The organism is Alloalcanivorax mobilis (assembly GCF_002864685.1).
GTDB classification, from domain to species: Bacteria; Pseudomonadota; Gammaproteobacteria; order Pseudomonadales; family Alcanivoracaceae; genus Alloalcanivorax; species Alloalcanivorax mobilis.
Window position 1 is genome coordinate 1 of record NZ_NMQZ01000059.1, and the last position, 14,058, is coordinate 14,058.

28 protein-coding genes are annotated in these 14,058 nt (G+C 58.3%); all 28 read right to left on the reverse strand.

Annotation, left to right across the window (positions count from 1 at the left end; all coding sequences use genetic code 11):
* Positions 1–111: 111 nt before the first annotated feature.
* On the reverse strand, positions 112–498 hold the full coding sequence (gene rplQ, locus CGS25_RS18070) for a 50S ribosomal protein L17 (protein WP_089033188.1): 387 nt from the start codon (positions 496–498) through the stop codon (positions 112–114).
* 50 nt (positions 499–548) lie between these two features.
* Entirely contained in the window at positions 549–1,556 is a 1,008-nt protein-coding gene (locus CGS25_RS18075; RefSeq protein ID WP_101676323.1) for a DNA-directed RNA polymerase subunit alpha, read from the reverse strand.
* A 20-nt stretch (positions 1,557–1,576) separates the two neighbouring features.
* A complete protein-coding gene (gene rpsD / locus CGS25_RS18080; RefSeq protein ID WP_089033190.1) occupies positions 1,577–2,203 on the reverse strand; it encodes a 30S ribosomal protein S4 in 627 nt (208 codons plus the stop codon).
* Positions 2,204–2,219: 16 nt separating this feature from the next.
* Positions 2,220–2,618, reverse strand: a complete 399-nt coding sequence (gene rpsK, locus CGS25_RS18085; RefSeq protein ID WP_014996090.1) for a 30S ribosomal protein S11 — start codon at positions 2,616–2,618, stop codon at positions 2,220–2,222.
* Positions 2,619–2,641: 23 nt separating this feature from the next.
* Positions 2,642–2,998 (reverse strand): 30S ribosomal protein S13, encoded by a 357-nt coding sequence (rpsM, locus tag CGS25_RS18090; RefSeq protein WP_089033191.1) that lies wholly within the window; start codon positions 2,996–2,998, stop codon positions 2,642–2,644.
* A 112-nt stretch (positions 2,999–3,110) separates the two neighbouring features.
* Positions 3,111–3,227 (reverse strand): 50S ribosomal protein L36, encoded by a 117-nt coding sequence (gene rpmJ / locus CGS25_RS18095; protein WP_008928865.1) that lies wholly within the window; start codon positions 3,225–3,227, stop codon positions 3,111–3,113.
* 45 nt (positions 3,228–3,272) lie between these two features.
* The gene (secY, locus tag CGS25_RS18100) at positions 3,273–4,652 is read right to left on the reverse strand and encodes a preprotein translocase subunit SecY (protein WP_089033192.1); all 1,380 of its coding nucleotides are present in this window, start codon (positions 4,650–4,652) and stop codon (positions 3,273–3,275) included.
* A 12-nt stretch (positions 4,653–4,664) separates the two neighbouring features.
* The gene (gene rplO, locus CGS25_RS18105) at positions 4,665–5,099 is read right to left on the reverse strand and encodes a 50S ribosomal protein L15 (protein ID WP_089033193.1); all 435 of its coding nucleotides are present in this window, start codon (positions 5,097–5,099) and stop codon (positions 4,665–4,667) included.
* A 3-nt stretch (positions 5,100–5,102) separates the two neighbouring features.
* Complete coding sequence (rpmD, locus tag CGS25_RS18110; RefSeq protein WP_089033194.1) at positions 5,103–5,285, reverse strand: 50S ribosomal protein L30; 183 nt, start codon at positions 5,283–5,285, stop codon at positions 5,103–5,105.
* A 23-nt stretch (positions 5,286–5,308) separates the two neighbouring features.
* The gene (gene rpsE / locus CGS25_RS18115; RefSeq protein ID WP_089033195.1) at positions 5,309–5,806 is read right to left on the reverse strand and encodes a 30S ribosomal protein S5; all 498 of its coding nucleotides are present in this window, start codon (positions 5,804–5,806) and stop codon (positions 5,309–5,311) included.
* Between the two features lie 11 nt (positions 5,807–5,817).
* Positions 5,818–6,168, reverse strand: coding sequence for a 50S ribosomal protein L18 (gene rplR / locus CGS25_RS18120; protein WP_089033196.1), 351 nt, complete (start codon positions 6,166–6,168; stop codon positions 5,818–5,820).
* Between the two features lie 17 nt (positions 6,169–6,185).
* On the reverse strand, positions 6,186–6,719 hold the full coding sequence (rplF, locus tag CGS25_RS18125) for a 50S ribosomal protein L6 (protein WP_089033197.1): 534 nt from the start codon (positions 6,717–6,719) through the stop codon (positions 6,186–6,188).
* A 32-nt stretch (positions 6,720–6,751) separates the two neighbouring features.
* On the reverse strand, positions 6,752–7,144 hold the full coding sequence (gene rpsH / locus CGS25_RS18130; protein WP_089033198.1) for a 30S ribosomal protein S8: 393 nt from the start codon (positions 7,142–7,144) through the stop codon (positions 6,752–6,754).
* Positions 7,145–7,184: 40 nt separating this feature from the next.
* Positions 7,185–7,490 carry a 30S ribosomal protein S14 gene (gene rpsN / locus CGS25_RS18135; protein WP_089033199.1) on the reverse strand — a complete coding sequence of 102 codons (306 nt, stop codon included), beginning with the start codon at positions 7,488–7,490 and terminating at the stop codon, positions 7,185–7,187.
* Positions 7,491–7,501: 11 nt separating this feature from the next.
* On the reverse strand, positions 7,502–8,041 hold the full coding sequence (rplE, locus tag CGS25_RS18140) for a 50S ribosomal protein L5 (protein WP_089033200.1): 540 nt from the start codon (positions 8,039–8,041) through the stop codon (positions 7,502–7,504).
* 12 nt (positions 8,042–8,053) lie between these two features.
* Positions 8,054–8,368 carry a 50S ribosomal protein L24 gene (gene rplX / locus CGS25_RS18145; protein WP_089033201.1) on the reverse strand — a complete coding sequence of 105 codons (315 nt, stop codon included), beginning with the start codon at positions 8,366–8,368 and terminating at the stop codon, positions 8,054–8,056.
* Between the two features lie 15 nt (positions 8,369–8,383).
* Positions 8,384–8,752: a 50S ribosomal protein L14 gene (gene rplN, locus CGS25_RS18150; RefSeq protein ID WP_089033202.1), complete on the reverse strand. Its 369-nt coding sequence runs from the start codon at positions 8,750–8,752 to the stop codon at positions 8,384–8,386.
* Between the two features lie 49 nt (positions 8,753–8,801).
* On the reverse strand, positions 8,802–9,071 hold the full coding sequence (rpsQ, locus tag CGS25_RS18155) for a 30S ribosomal protein S17 (protein WP_089033203.1): 270 nt from the start codon (positions 9,069–9,071) through the stop codon (positions 8,802–8,804).
* A gap of 2 nt (positions 9,072–9,073) precedes the next feature.
* Positions 9,074–9,265 (reverse strand): 50S ribosomal protein L29, encoded by a 192-nt coding sequence (gene rpmC, locus CGS25_RS18160; protein WP_089033204.1) that lies wholly within the window; start codon positions 9,263–9,265, stop codon positions 9,074–9,076.
* Between the two features lie 3 nt (positions 9,266–9,268).
* Entirely contained in the window at positions 9,269–9,682 is a 414-nt protein-coding gene (rplP, locus tag CGS25_RS18165) for a 50S ribosomal protein L16 (RefSeq protein ID WP_089033205.1), read from the reverse strand.
* A gap of 13 nt (positions 9,683–9,695) precedes the next feature.
* Entirely contained in the window at positions 9,696–10,388 is a 693-nt protein-coding gene (gene rpsC, locus CGS25_RS18170) for a 30S ribosomal protein S3 (protein WP_089033206.1), read from the reverse strand.
* A gap of 4 nt (positions 10,389–10,392) precedes the next feature.
* A complete protein-coding gene (gene rplV / locus CGS25_RS18175) occupies positions 10,393–10,737 on the reverse strand; it encodes a 50S ribosomal protein L22 (RefSeq protein ID WP_089033207.1) in 345 nt (114 codons plus the stop codon).
* 10 nt (positions 10,738–10,747) lie between these two features.
* Positions 10,748–11,023, reverse strand: a complete 276-nt coding sequence (gene rpsS, locus CGS25_RS18180) for a 30S ribosomal protein S19 (RefSeq protein WP_089033208.1) — start codon at positions 11,021–11,023, stop codon at positions 10,748–10,750.
* 22 nt (positions 11,024–11,045) lie between these two features.
* On the reverse strand, positions 11,046–11,870 hold the full coding sequence (gene rplB / locus CGS25_RS18185) for a 50S ribosomal protein L2 (RefSeq protein WP_101676324.1): 825 nt from the start codon (positions 11,868–11,870) through the stop codon (positions 11,046–11,048).
* 14 nt (positions 11,871–11,884) lie between these two features.
* Complete coding sequence (gene rplW / locus CGS25_RS18190) at positions 11,885–12,181, reverse strand: 50S ribosomal protein L23 (RefSeq protein WP_089033210.1); 297 nt, start codon at positions 12,179–12,181, stop codon at positions 11,885–11,887.
* Complete coding sequence (gene rplD / locus CGS25_RS18195; protein WP_089033211.1) at positions 12,178–12,780, reverse strand: 50S ribosomal protein L4; 603 nt, start codon at positions 12,778–12,780, stop codon at positions 12,178–12,180. Before rplD ends, rplW begins: the two co-directional genes overlap by 4 nt.
* A 14-nt stretch (positions 12,781–12,794) precedes the next feature.
* Entirely contained in the window at positions 12,795–13,430 is a 636-nt protein-coding gene (rplC, locus tag CGS25_RS18200) for a 50S ribosomal protein L3 (RefSeq protein ID WP_089033212.1), read from the reverse strand.
* 58 nt (positions 13,431–13,488) lie between these two features.
* Positions 13,489–13,800, reverse strand: a complete 312-nt coding sequence (gene rpsJ, locus CGS25_RS18205; RefSeq protein ID WP_089033213.1) for a 30S ribosomal protein S10 — start codon at positions 13,798–13,800, stop codon at positions 13,489–13,491.
* Positions 13,801–14,058: the final 258 nt, after the last annotated feature.

Genomic DNA, 14,058 nt, shown 5'->3' on the forward strand with positions numbered 1-14,058 from the left:
CGGGAACGATTTTGGACGTCGCGACAGCGACGGTCCGAAGGATGGCCGCCAGGGATGGCGGCCACAAAAAAGCCGGGTTAAAAACCCGGCTCCTTTGTACCATCTTACGCCTTAGTCGGCGTCGACGGCTTCACCCGCTTCCGGGCGATCCACCAGCTCAACATAGGCCATGGGGGCGTTGTCGCCGGCCCGGAAGCCCATCTTGAGAATACGCAGGTAGCCGCCGGGGCGCGCTTTGTAACGCGGGCCAAGCTCGTTGAAAAGCTTGCCCACCATGGATTTGGAACGAGTCCGGTCAAACGCCAGGCGACGGTTGGCAACGGAGTCTTCCTTGGCCAGGGTAATCAGAGGCTCCGCCAGGCGACGAAGCTCCTTGGCTTTCGGCAGGGTGGTCTTGATCGCTTCGTGCTCGAACAGCGACACCGCCATGTTACGGAACATGGCCTGACGATGTGAGCTGTTCCGATTCAGTTTTCTGCCGCTCTTGCGATGACGCATGATTCTGTTCCTATCTTCAGGGGCGCTTCACAGCGTCCACGACAACTCAATTAGCGCAATTTAGTGTTCAGCCGGTCATCGTCGCGGAGGCTGACCGGCGGCCAGTTCTCCAGACGCATGCCCAGCGACAGACCCTTGGAGGCCAGCACATCCTTAATTTCGGTCAGCGACTTCTTACCCAGGTTCGGAGTTTTCAGCAGCTCAACCTCGGTGCGCTGTACCAGATCACCGATGTAATAGATGTTTTCCGCCTTCAGACAGTTGGCGGAACGCACCGTCAGTTCCAGATCGTCCACCGGACGCAGCAGGATCGGATCGATCTCTTCGCGCTCCTGCTTCGGCTCGGGCTTGGAATCCTGTTCCAGGTCCACGAACACCGCGATCTGCTGTTGCAGAATCGTGGCGGCGCGACGAATCGCCTCTTCCGGATCAATGGTACCGTCGGTTTCCAGATCGATAACCAGTTTATCCAGGTCGGTACGCTGCTCCACCCGGGCGGCTTCAACCACGTAAGCAACACGACGTACCGGGCTGTAGCTGGCGTCCAGCTGCAGGCGGCCGATGCCGCGGGTCTCGTCTTCGTCGCTCTGACGGGTGTCGGCGGCTTCGTAGCCACGGCCCTGGCGCACTTTCAGCCGCATCCGCAGCTCGGTGTCACCGGTGATGGTGCAGATCAGGTGCTCCGGATTGACGATTTCAACGTTATGATCCCGCTGAATGTCGTCGGCGGTCACGTCGCCCGGGCCCTTCTTGACCAATTCCAGGGTAACTTCCTCGCGGGCGGCCATCTTCAGGGCGACCCCTTTGAGGTTGAGCAGGATGTTGATCACATCTTCCTGCACACCCTCAATGGAGGAGTACTCGTGCTGTACGCCGTCGATCTCCACTTCGGTGATCGCGCAACCCGGCATGCTGGAAAGCAGGATGCGGCGCAGCGCCGTGCCAAGAGTGTGGCCAAAACCACGTTCCAGTGGCTCCAGTACGACCTTGGCGTGGGTCTCGCTGATCGCGTTGACCGCGATCGAGCGGGGCGTGAGAAATTCGTTCACGGCGGTCATAGAGATCCCTCAGGCAGTCCTTACTTGGAGTACAGCTCGACGATCAGGCTTTCATTGATCTCGGCCGGCAAATCGATACGCTCCGGCAGCGCCTTGAAGACACCTTCCAGCTTCTTCTCGTCCACTTCCACCCAGGCGGGGAAACCGCGCTGCTGAGCCAGCTCCATGGCGTTTTTCACACGCAGCTGGTTCTTGGATTTTTCGCGAACGGAAACCACATCGCCAGCGCTGACCTGGTAAGAGGCGATGTTCACGCTCTGACCGTTGACCAGAATCGCGCGATGCGCCACCAGTTGGCGGGCTTCGGAACGGGTGGCGCCAAAGCCGAGGCGATAGACCACGTTGTCCAGACGGCCTTCCAGCAGCTGCAGCAGCACCTCACCGGTGGCGCCACGGGAGCGGGCAGCCTTCTTGTAGTAGCTGCGGAATTGCTTTTCGAGCACGCCGTACATACGACGAACCTTTTGCTTTTCACGCAGCTGCACGCCGTAGTCGGACAGGCGGCCAGGACGGCGGCCACCGGCGGCCTGCCCCGGGGGCTGTTCGGACTTGCACTTGGATTCCAGCGGACGAATACCGCTTTTCAAAAACAGGTCAGTGCCTTCACGACGGGAAAGCTTGCACTTAGGACCGATGTATCTTGCCATTTCGCTCTAACTCCCGTTACACGCGGCGCTTCTTGGGCGGACGACATCCATTATGGGGGATGGGCGTCACGTCCTGAATATGGGTGATCTTGTACCCGCAGGCATTCAGCGCGCGAATAGAGGACTCGCGACCCGGACCCGGGCCTTTAACGCGCACTTCCAGGTTCTTCAAACCGTAGTCCTTGGCGGCATTGCCCGCGTTCTCGGCAGCCACCTGGGCGGCGAACGGGGTGCTCTTACGGGAACCACGGAAACCAGCGCCACCGGAAGTCGCCCAGGACAGCGCGTTGCCCTGACGGTCCGTAATGGTGATGATGGTGTTATTGAACGACGCGTGTACGTGCGCGATGCCGTCCGCAACGGTCCGCGTTACCTTCTTGCGTCGTGCGCCACTGTCTCTCTTCGCTTTAGCCATGCTTACTTATCCAGATTCAGGACTTATTTGCGGATCGGTTTCCGCGGGCCCTTGCGGGTCCGGGCATTGGTCTTGGTACGCTGGCCGCGCATCGGCAGGCCACGACGGTGACGGATGCCGCGGTAGCAGCCAAGATCCATCAACCGCTTGATATTCATGTTGATTTCCCGGCGCAGATCGCCCTCCGTGGAAACCTTGGCGACTTCACCACGGATCACATCCAGCTGGTCGCCGGAAAGGTCACGCACCTTGACCGTAGGGTCAATCCCGGCTTGCGCGCAGATTTTGCGAGCATGGGTGCGGCCAATCCCGAAAATGTAGGTGAGAGAAATCACCGTGTGCTTGTTGTCCGGGATGTTTACGCCTGCAATACGGGCCATCCGAATATCTCCGATTCACAACGCGGTCAGCCAGGCTCTGGCGCCGAAAGGCGGAAGAGTCTAGCGCTACACCGACTGAATTTCAACCAAACACTAGGAAAGAAGCTCTACTTCAACCCTGGCGCTGTTTATGCCGGGGTTCTGCACTGCAGATCACCATGACGCGACCCTTACGGCGGATCACCTTGCAGTTGCGGCAGATCTTCTTTACAGAAGCCTGAACTTTCATCGCATTCGCCTCGCTTTCCTCTGGCTGGCCCGCTATAGGCCTCTATTAACGCACCAGACCGGTGCCGCCATACCCCTTGAGGTTGGCTTTCTTCATCAGCTTTTCGTACTGAGTGGACATCAGGTGCGAATTAACCTGCGACCAGAAGTCCATCACCACCACCACCACGATCAGCAGTGAGGTGCCGCCCAGATAGAAAGGCACATTCCAGACTGCCTGCAACCCCAGGGGCAAAAGGCAGACCAGCGTCATATATACCGCACCGATCAGGGTCAAACGGCCCATCACCGTATCGATATACCGGGCTGACTGCTCGCCGGGACGAATCCCGGGGATATAAGCACCGGACTTTTTCAGGTTGTCCGCCACATCCTTCGGGTTAAACACCAGCGCCGTGTAGAAGTAGCAGAAAAACACGATCGCCAGCGTAAACAGCAACAGGTAAAGCGGCGTACCCGGCAGCAGGGCATCGCTCACCCGGCGCAGCACCATACCCCACCAGGAGTCCGGATTCGAGTCACTGAACCACTGGGTCAGTGACGCCGGAAACAGCAGGATGGAGCTGGCAAAAATGGCCGGAATCACGCCCGCCATATTCACCTTCAACGGCAAGTGGCTTTGCTGGGCGGCGTACACACGCCGGCCCTGCTGGCGCCGGGCATAATTGACGGTAATCCGCCGCTGCCCACGCTCCACGAACACCACACCAAAAATCACCGCCACCGCCACCAGGAACACCAGCAGCATGGCCAGCAGACTGAGATCACCCTGACGGGCGGATTCGAAAGTCTGCGCCACCGCGCCAGGCAGACCGGCGACGATCGATGCGAAGATCAGCATCGAAATGCCATTGCCGATACCGCGCTCGGTAATCTGCTCGCCCAGCCACATCAGGAACACGGTCCCGGTGACCAGCGTGGTGACCGCAACAAAGTAGAAGCTGGCCACCTGCATGGTGCTGGCCGCTTCCGGCAGCAGAGTAATGCCCTGGCTTTTCAAGCCGGCGCACACGCCGAAAGACTGGATCAAACCGAGCACCACCGTCAGATAACGGGTGTACTGGGTGATCTTCCGGCGACCCTGCTCCCCTTCCTTGCGCAACTGCTCAAGGCTGGGCACCACCGCGGTCATCAACTGAATCACGATGCTGGCGGTGATGTACGGCATAATCCCCAGAGCGAAGATGCTCATCCGCTGCAGGGAGCCACCGGAAAACATGTTGAACAGGCCAAGAATAGTGTCCCGGTTATTGTTGAACATCTGTTGCAACGCTTCCGGGTTCATTCCCGGTACCGGAATGTGCGCACCGATACGGAACACCACCAGGGCACCCAGCAAAAAGCCGATACGGCGCCACAGCTCTCGAGTCGCACCGCCGCTGGCGGCGGTGCTGTTGTTCAGCGTTTGTGCACGGTTCTTGGCCATAGCCCCGCCTTGTTATTCCTCGATTTTCCCGCCGGCTTTCTCAACCGCTTCCCGTGCGCCCTTGGTCAGGGCCACGCCGCGGATGGTTACCGCGCGGTCAATCTCGCCGCGCAGTACGATCTTGGCGCGCTTCTTATCGGAGCGAACCACGCCGGCCTTTTTCAGGCTGGCCAGATCGATGATGTCACCTTCCACTTTGGCCAGTTCAGCCAGGCGAACTTCGGCGGTGGCCATGGCCAGTTTGGAAGTAAAACCAAACTTGGGCACCCGGCGCTGCAGCGGCATCTGACCGCCTTCGAAACCAGGCTTCACGGTGCCACCAGAGCGGGACTTCTGGCCTTTATGACCACGACCGCCGGTCTTGCCGAGGCCGGAGCCGATACCGCGACCAACTCGTTTCTCCGCAGGACGGGAACCGTCAGCGGGATGCAGATCGTTGAGACGCATCGCTTATTCTCCCTCTACCCGTACCAGATACGCGACTTTGTTGATCATGCCGCGTACCGCAGGAGTATCTTCAACTTCAACGGTTTGGCCAATTTTGCGCAGCCCGAGGCCGCGCACACAGGCCTTGTGGCCTTCCAGCCGACCGTTGGTGCTTTTAACCTGCGTTACCTTGATCTTGTCAGCCATTGTTACGTTCCGCCTGTCTGCGCTTAGCTGAGAATCTCTTCAACGGTCTTACCACGCTTGGCCGCCACCGATTCCGGCGAGGACATAAGCTTGAGACCATTGAAAGTGGCTCGTACGACGTTGACCGGATTGGTGGAGCCGTAACATTTGGCCAGCACGTTCTGTACACCGGCAACTTCAAGCACGGCGCGCATCGCGCCACCGGCAATCACACCCGTACCTTCATCAGCGGGCTGCATGTACACCTTGGAGGCGCCATGACGAGCCTTGATGGGGTGCTGAATGGTGCTGCCCTTCAGGTCAACCTGGATCATATTGCGGCGTGCCGCTTCCAGAGCTTTCTGAATGGCGGCCGGCACTTCGCGAGCCTTGCCGCGACCGAAACCCACCTTACCTTTCCCATCGCCTACCACGGTCAGCGCGGTGAAACCGAAAATACGGCCGCCTTTTACTACTTTGGCAACCCGGTTCACCTGAACCAGCTTCTCCTGGAGACCTTCGTTGGGATCAACTTTCGCCATAACCAAGCACCTTAGAATTCAAGCCCGTTTTCGCGCGCGGCATCGGCCAACGCCTTGATTCGACCGTGATAACGGAAACCCGAGCGGTCGAAAGCCACGCGCGCGACGCCGGCTTCCTTGGCACGCTGAGCAATCAGCGCTCCAACTTTTGCCGCCGCATCGGCGTTACCGGTTGCGCTTTCACGCAGATCTTTTTCCACCGTACTCGCCGCAGCCAATACTTTGTCACCAGCGGCGCTGGTCACTTGCGCATAGATATGGCGCGGAGTGCGGTGCACGCAGAGACGAATCTGGCCGGACTCGCGAATGTTAAGGCGAGTCCGTTTGGCCCTGCGCAGACGTGCAACTTTCTTGTCCATCATGGCTCTAGTCTCAACGATTATTTCTTCTTGGCTTCCTTACGGCGCACCTGCTCATCGGCATAGCGCACCCCTTTACCCTTGTAGGGCTCAGGCGGTCGGAAGGCCCGAACATTGGCAGCAACCTGACCTACCAGTTGCTTATCAATGCCCTTAATAACAATTTCGGTCTGTGTCGGGGTCTCGGCGGTCACGCCTTCCGGCAGCTGGTAGGCCACCGGATGCGAGAAGCCCAGAGTCAGGTTCAGGGTCTTGCCCTGTGCCTGAGCACGGTAACCCACGCCATTGAGAACCAGTTTGCGCTCGTAGCCCGAGGACACACCGGTGACCATATTATTCACCAGAGCCCGGGTGGTGCCAGCCAGAGCCCAGGCTTTCTGGGACTCTTCGACGGGCTTAACGCTCGCCACGCCAGCATCGACGGACACTTCAACCAGCTCATGAACTTCGTGTTCCAGGTTGCCCTTACTGCCCTTCACGGACACCTTGCGGCCGTCGATTTTCAGCTCAACGCCGCTGGGCAGGCTAACCGGATTCTTTGCTACTCTAGACATTGCTGCACCTAAACCCGTCTACACCGCTTACGTCAGGACACTTCACAGATCAGCTCGCCGCCGATGTGAGCCTGGCGGGCAGCGCGATCTGAAAGAATGCCCTGGTTGGTGGACACGATCATTACACCCAAGCCGCCTTTCACCTTGGGAATCTCGCCGGCGCTTTTATAAATGCGCAGACCGGGACGGCTCACACGAGCGATCTTCTCGATCACCGGCTTGCCCTCGAAATAGCGAAGGTCCACCGTCAGCACCGGCTTCTTGTCACCAGCCACGGCAAAACCATCAATATAACCTTCTTCTTTCAGTACCTTGGCAACGGCCTCTTTCGCCTTGGAGGAAGGAATCTCCACCTTGGCTTTCCGGGCCATCTGCGCATTGCGGATACGGGTAAACATATCCGCCAGGGTATCTTGCATGCTCATGCTGCAATCGCTCCGCTACTCATGCCTTGTATCTCGGCTCTTACCAGCTGGCCTTGACCAGACCGGGGACATCGCCACGCATAGCCGCTTCGCGCAGCTTGATACGGCTAAGACCGAACTTACGGTAGTAGCCATGCGGACGACCGGTGATGCGGCAACGATTGCGCTGGCGCACCGGTGAGGAATCACGCGGCAGCTTCTGCAGCTCGATCTGGGCGTTCCATTTCGCCTCGGGTTCGGCGCTGGGGTCCAGAATGATTGCTTTAAGCGCCTGGCGCTTGGCGGCGAAACGCTCTACCAACTTGGCGCGCTTCGCCTCCCGGTTTTTCATAGAGACCTTTGCCATGACAAATCCTCTTAGCCTTTCAGCGGGAAGTTGAAGGCGCGCAACAGCGCCCGTGCCTCATCATCGGTCTTCGCCGTGGTGGTGATGGTAATATCCAGACCACGCAGCTTGTCGACCTTATCAAAATCCACCTCGGCGAACACGATCTGTTCGCGCAGGCCCATGGAATAGTTACCACGGCCATCGAAGGATTTCGGATTCAGACCACGGAAGTCACGAACCCGCGGAATCGCAACGGATACCAGGCGCTCCAGAAACTCGTACATACGACGGTTACGCAGAGTCACCTTGCAGCCGATCGGCCAGCCTTCACGGATTTTAAAACCCGCAACAGACTTACGCGCCTTGGTAACAAGGGGCTTTTGGCCGGCGATCGCGGTCATGTCGGACAAGGCGCCTTCAATTGCCTTACGGTCCGCAGCCGCCTCACCCACACCCATATTCAGAGTGATTTTGGTGATTTTCGGCACTTCCATGATGTTCTTGTAACCGAACTCCTCGCGAAGCTTCGGCACAATCTCTTCATTGTATAACTTCTTCAGATCACTCATGGTTCACCTGTATCACGCGTCCAGCGCTTCACCGTTGGACTTGAAGAAGCGTACCTTCTTGCCATCATCCACACGGAAGCCGACACGATCCGCCTTCTGTGCTTTCGCGTTCCAGATGGCAACGTTGGAAGCATGAATACCCGCTTCCTGTTCAACGATGCCGCCCTGAATTCCGCTGTTCGGATTGGCGCGCACGTGCTTCTTCACGACGTTCACGCCGGCCACGACCAGGCGGCCATTGGTAAGAACGCGCTGTACCTTGCCGCGCTTACCTTTGTCCTTGCCCGCGATTACGATGACTTCATCATCACGCTTGATCTTGAGCATTGCCTTCACCCGCCTTTAAAGAACTTCCGGTGCCAGGGAGATGATCTTCATGAACTGCTCGGTGCGCAGCTCACGTGTCACCGGCCCGAAGATCCGGGTACCTACCGGCGCCTTGTTGTTGTTCAACAACACAGCGGCGTTTTCGTCGAAACGGATCAGCGAGCCGTCCGGGCGACGCACACCGCGGCGGGTACGCACCACCACCGCAGTCATCACATCACCTTTCTTAACGCGGCCGCGCGGAATCGCTTCCTTTACTGTGACCTTGATGATGTCACCAATGCCTGCATAGCGGCGGTGGGAACCACCCAGCACCTTGATGCACTGCACCCGACGCGCGCCACTGTTATCGGCGACTTCGAGCATGGTTTCGGTCTGAATCATCGCTTACTCTCTCCAACTCCTGCCCTGCAGGCAGCCACAGCAACGTCGGTCAGACCTTGTTGGCCTGCTCCACTACGCTCACCAGCATCCAGGTTTTGCGCTTGGACAACGGGCGGCACTCCTGAATAGTGACCAGATCGCCTTCGTTGCACTGATTCTCTTCATCATGCGCCATCAATTTCGTGGACCGCTTGATGATCTTTCCGTAAATAGGGTGCTGAACCCGGCGCTCTACCAAGACGGTGATGGTTTTATCACCCTTGTTGGAGACCACCTTGCCGGTAGCGCTCCGGCGCAGATCTTCTTTCGCCTCTGCCATGACTAGTTACCCTGCTTCTCTCTGAGAATGGTTTTCACCCGTGCGATATCACGGCGAACCACCCCAAGCTGATGGCTTTGTGAAAGCTGCCCGGATGCATGCTTCATGCGCAGCTTGAACTGTTGCTCAAGCAGCTCGAGCTGCTGGCTGCGCAGCTCGTCGACACTTTTATCTTTCAGCTCGCTCGCTTTCATCGCTTACATCACCGTCCGAGTCACGACGCGGGTGCTCACCGGCAGCTTGGCCGCGGCAAGACGGAACGCTTCGCGCGCCACGTCTTCTGAAACACCTTCCATTTCGTAGAGCATACGGCCCGGCTGAATCTGCGCGACCCAGTACTCTACGCTACCCTTACCTTTACCCATCCGAACCTCGAGGGGCTTCTGGGTAATCGGCTTATCGGGGAAAATCCGAATCCAGATTTTACCGCCCCGCTTGATGTGACGGGTCATGGCACGACGCGCGGCTTCGATCTGACGCGCAGTCAGACGGCCACGGCCGGTCGCCTGCAGGCCAATGGTGCCGAAAGACACCTTGCTGCCCCGTTGTGCCAGGCCACGGTTGCGGCCCTTCATCACTTTCCGGAATTTGGTACGCTTCGGCTGCAACATCGTTCGTTACCCTTTAACCGCGGCCGCGCTTCTTGGCGCCCTTGGACTGCTTCTGTTCTTCCTGAACCTGCTCCATACCGCCGAGCACTTCACCGCGGAAGATCCAGACCTTAACGCCAATGGTCCCGTAGGTTGTCTCTGCGCGAACGTTGGCGTAGTCGATATCGGCGCGCAGCGTGTGCAGCGGCACACGACCTTCGCGGTACCACTCGGTACGCGCGATTTCCGCGCCACCAAGACGACCGGAAAGCTGAACCCGAATACCTTCGGCACCGGCTTTGAGCGCGTTCTGAACCGCGCGCTTCATGGCGCGACGGAACATCACCCGGCGTTCAAGCTGGCCGGCGATATTGTCGGCCACCAGGCGTGCGTCCACGTCCGGACGGCGCACTTCCTCGATGTTGATGTGCACGGGCACACCCATCTTGGCGGCGACATCACGACGCAGGCGCTCCACGTCCTCACCCTTCTTGCCGATCACGATACCCGGCCGGGCGGTGGAGATGGTGATACGAACATTCTCGGAAGGACGTTCGATCTTGACCCGGCTCACCGACGCGTTCTTCAAACGCTTGAACAGGTAGTCACGCACTTGCAGGTCGGTAACCAGGCAGTCGGCGTAGGTCTTCGGCCCGGCATACCACAGGGAGTTATGCTCCTTGACGATGCCCAGGCGAATACCGATCGGATGAACTTTCTGACCCATCTGGCTACTCCTGACCTTCTGAGACTTTCACAGTAATGTGGCATGTCCGCTTGAGAATGCGATCCGCCCGGCCCTTGGCACGGGGGCGAATGCGTTTCATAGACGTGCCCTCATCCACAAAAATTGTGGACACCTTCAGCTCATCCACGTCAGCGCCGTCGTTGTTTTCCGCGTTGGCAATCGCGGACTCCAGCACTTTCTTGACTACCTGGGCAGCCTTCTTCGGGCTGAAAGTCAGAAGATTCAATGCCTTCTCAACTTCCATGCCGCGAATCTGGTCGGCCACCAGGCGGGCTTTTTGAGCCGAAATTCTTGCGCCCCGCAGACGGGCTGCAATTTCAGTCGCCATGGCTGTCACCTTATCGCTTAGCCTTTTTGTCCACGATGTGCCCGCGGAAAGTACGGGTCAGGGCGAATTCGCCCAGCTTGTGGCCCACCATGTGCTCGGTGATCATTACCGGAACATGCTGACGGCCGTTATGCACCGCGATGGTCAAACCCACCATCTCCGGGATGATCATGGAGCGACGGGACCAGGTTTTGATCGGCTTCCGGGAGCCGGCTTCGGCCGCATCTTCCACCTTCTTCAAAAGGTGGTGATCCAGAAACGGACCTTTTTTCAGTGAACGTGGCACAGCCTGAACCTCTCTCTATCCCTTACTTACGACGGTCGCGCACAATCATCTTGGAGGTGCGCTTGTTGGTACGCGTTTTGTGGCCCTTGGTGGGAACGCCCCAAGGTGTAACCGGATGCCGGCCACCAGAGGTACGACCTTCACCACCACCGTGAGGGTGATCCACCGGGTTCATCGCCACACCGCGAACGGTCGGACGAACACCCCGCCAGCGCGTCGCGCCAGCTTTACCCAGCGAACGCAGACTGTGCTCGCTGTTGGAAACCTCACCCATGGTAGCCTTGCAATCCGCATGAACTTTGCGCATCTCGCCGGAGCGCAGGCGCAGGGTCACATACTGTCCGTCCTTTGCGAGCACCTGAATGGAGGTGCCCGCGGAACGGGCCAGCTGGCCACCCTTGCCAGGCTTCATTTCCACGTTATGTACCGTGGAACCCAGCGGAATATTACGCAGCGGCAGAGCATTACCCACCTTGATGGGCGCATCTTCGCCGGACTGGATACGATCGCCGGCTTTCAGGGCCTTGGGCGCCAGAATATAGCGACGCTCGCCATCCAGGTATTTAATCAGCGCGATATGGGCCGACCGGTTGGGATCGTATTCAAGGCGCTCGACCTCACCCACGATGCCATCCTTATTGCGACGGAAATCCACCACGCGGTACTTCTGTTTGTGGCCACCACCTTTATGACGGGTGGTGATGCGACCGTTGTTATTACGGCCGCCATTCTTGGCCTTGGCTTCCAGCAGGGGCGCGTAGGGAGCACCTTTATGCAGGTCCGCGTGGACCACCTTGACTACAAAGCGGCGGCCCGGGGAAGTCGGCTTAGCTTTCACAATCGCCATGATTCCTTACTCCCTTACTCGGCGCCGAGAAAGTCAATGTCCTGGCCTTCGGCCAGCGACACATAGGCTTTCTTCCAGCTGGCACGCTTGCCTGCCACGCGTCCGAAGAACTTCTGCTTGCCCTTCACATTGCTGGTGCGCACGGACTCAACCTTGACTTCAAAAAGCGCCTCGACGGCCTTTTTGATTTCCAGCTTGTTCGCGTCCTTGGCAACCTTGAAGACCACGGCATTGCTCTGTTCGCCAACCATGGTGGCTTTTTCAGAGACATGCGGCGCAAGCAGCACGGTAAAAATACGCTCTTTGTTCATGCCAGCGACTCCTCGAGCTGCTTGAGAGCAGGCACGGTAACCAGCACCTTCTCAAAAGCGATCAGGCTGACCGGATCAACACCGCCTACTTCGCGGATGTCGACCTTGGGCAGATTGCGCGCCGCCAGGTACAAATTCTCGTCAACCTCGCTGGTGACGATCAGCACGCTGCTCAGCTCCAACTCTTTCAGCTTGGAAGCAACAACCTTGGTCCTGGGCTCGTCGACGGAAAATTCGTCGACCACCACCAGACGCTCCTGACGCACCAGCTCGGAGAGAATGCAACGCAGCGCACCGCGGTACATTTTGCGATTCACCTTTTGGGAAAAATCGCGATTCTCAGCGGCGAACGTCTTGCCGCCGCCACGCCACAGCGGACTGCGGATAGTACCAGCACGGGCCCGACCTGTTCCTTTTTGCCGCCAGGGCTTGCGACCACCGCCACTTACCGCAGCGCGGTTTTTCTGACCTTTGGAACCCTGACGGGCGCCAGCCAGAAACGCGGTCACAACCTGGTGAACCAGCGGCTCATTGAAGTCCTTGCCGAAGGCGACTTCAGAAACAGTAACCGTACCTCCAGAGGCAGTATTGAGATTCATCCTCTATTCCTCTTTCAGGCCTTCGCCTTCACTGCCGGGCGCACAATCACGTCACCACCGGTCGCACCGGGGATGGCACCCTTAACCAGCAACAGATTCTTTTCCGCATCGACACGCACGATTTCCAGGTTCTGGACCGTTACGCGCTCGGCGCCCAGGTGACCGGCCATCTTCTTGCCCTTGAATACGCGGCCCGGGGTCTGGTTCTGACCGATCGAACCCGGCGCGCGGTGGGACAAGGAGTTACCGTGGGTGGCATCCTGGGTGCGGAAGTTCCAGCGCTTCACGGCGCCGGCAAAACCCTTACCCTTGGAAGTGCCCGTCACATCCACGACCTGACCGGCTTCAAACACCTCGAGGGTGATATCGGAGCCCGCTTGCAGATCACCTGCTTCGGCACGAAACTCGCCCACGCCACGACCCGCCTGAACACCCGCTTTCGCGAAATGACCGGCTTGCGCCTTGGTCACCCGGCTTGCACGGCGTTCACCGATCGTCACCTGCACGGCATTGTAGCCATCTGTTTCTTCGGTCTTGACCTGACTCACCCGATTCGGGGTCACTTCAATTACGGTTACCGGAATACTGATGCCTTCCTCAGTAAATACCCGGGTCATCCCGCATTTCCGACCGATTACACCAATCGCCATTGTTTACCTCTTCACAACCTGTCGCGGTTGAACCGCCCCTTCGAGCTACTTGGGACAGTTATCCCAGGCTGATCTGCACATCCACACCGGCGGCCAGATCGAGCTTCATCAACGCATCCACGGTTTTATCCGTAGGTTCGACGATGTCCACCAACCGCTTGTGGGTGCGGATCTCGTACTGATCACGCGCATCTTTGTTAACGTGCGGAGAGGTCAGCACCGTAAACCGTTCTTTACGTGTGGGCAGGGGGATAGGACCCGTCACCTGCGCACCCGTCCGCTTAGCCGTATCCACGATCTCCTGGGCAGACTGATCAATCAGACGATGATCAAAAGCCTTGAGACGGATGCGAATTCTCTGGTTAGCCATAGCTAACAAACTCCAGACTGTTTCGAACCATCTTTCAGATGGCAAAAAGCCCGCCCATCCTTTCCCATGAAAGGTGGAGGGTTGTCAAAACAAGCCCGGGAACGATGCCCCGGTTGATCGCGCTCTAAACCGGTTATTCCGGAGAAGAGGGCGCGAATTATAGAGACAAGAAAAGCCGAAGGCAAGGCCTTCGGCTCTCTTTTACTCTATTACTCGACGATTTTCGCTACCACGCCGGCGCCAACGGTACGGCCGCCT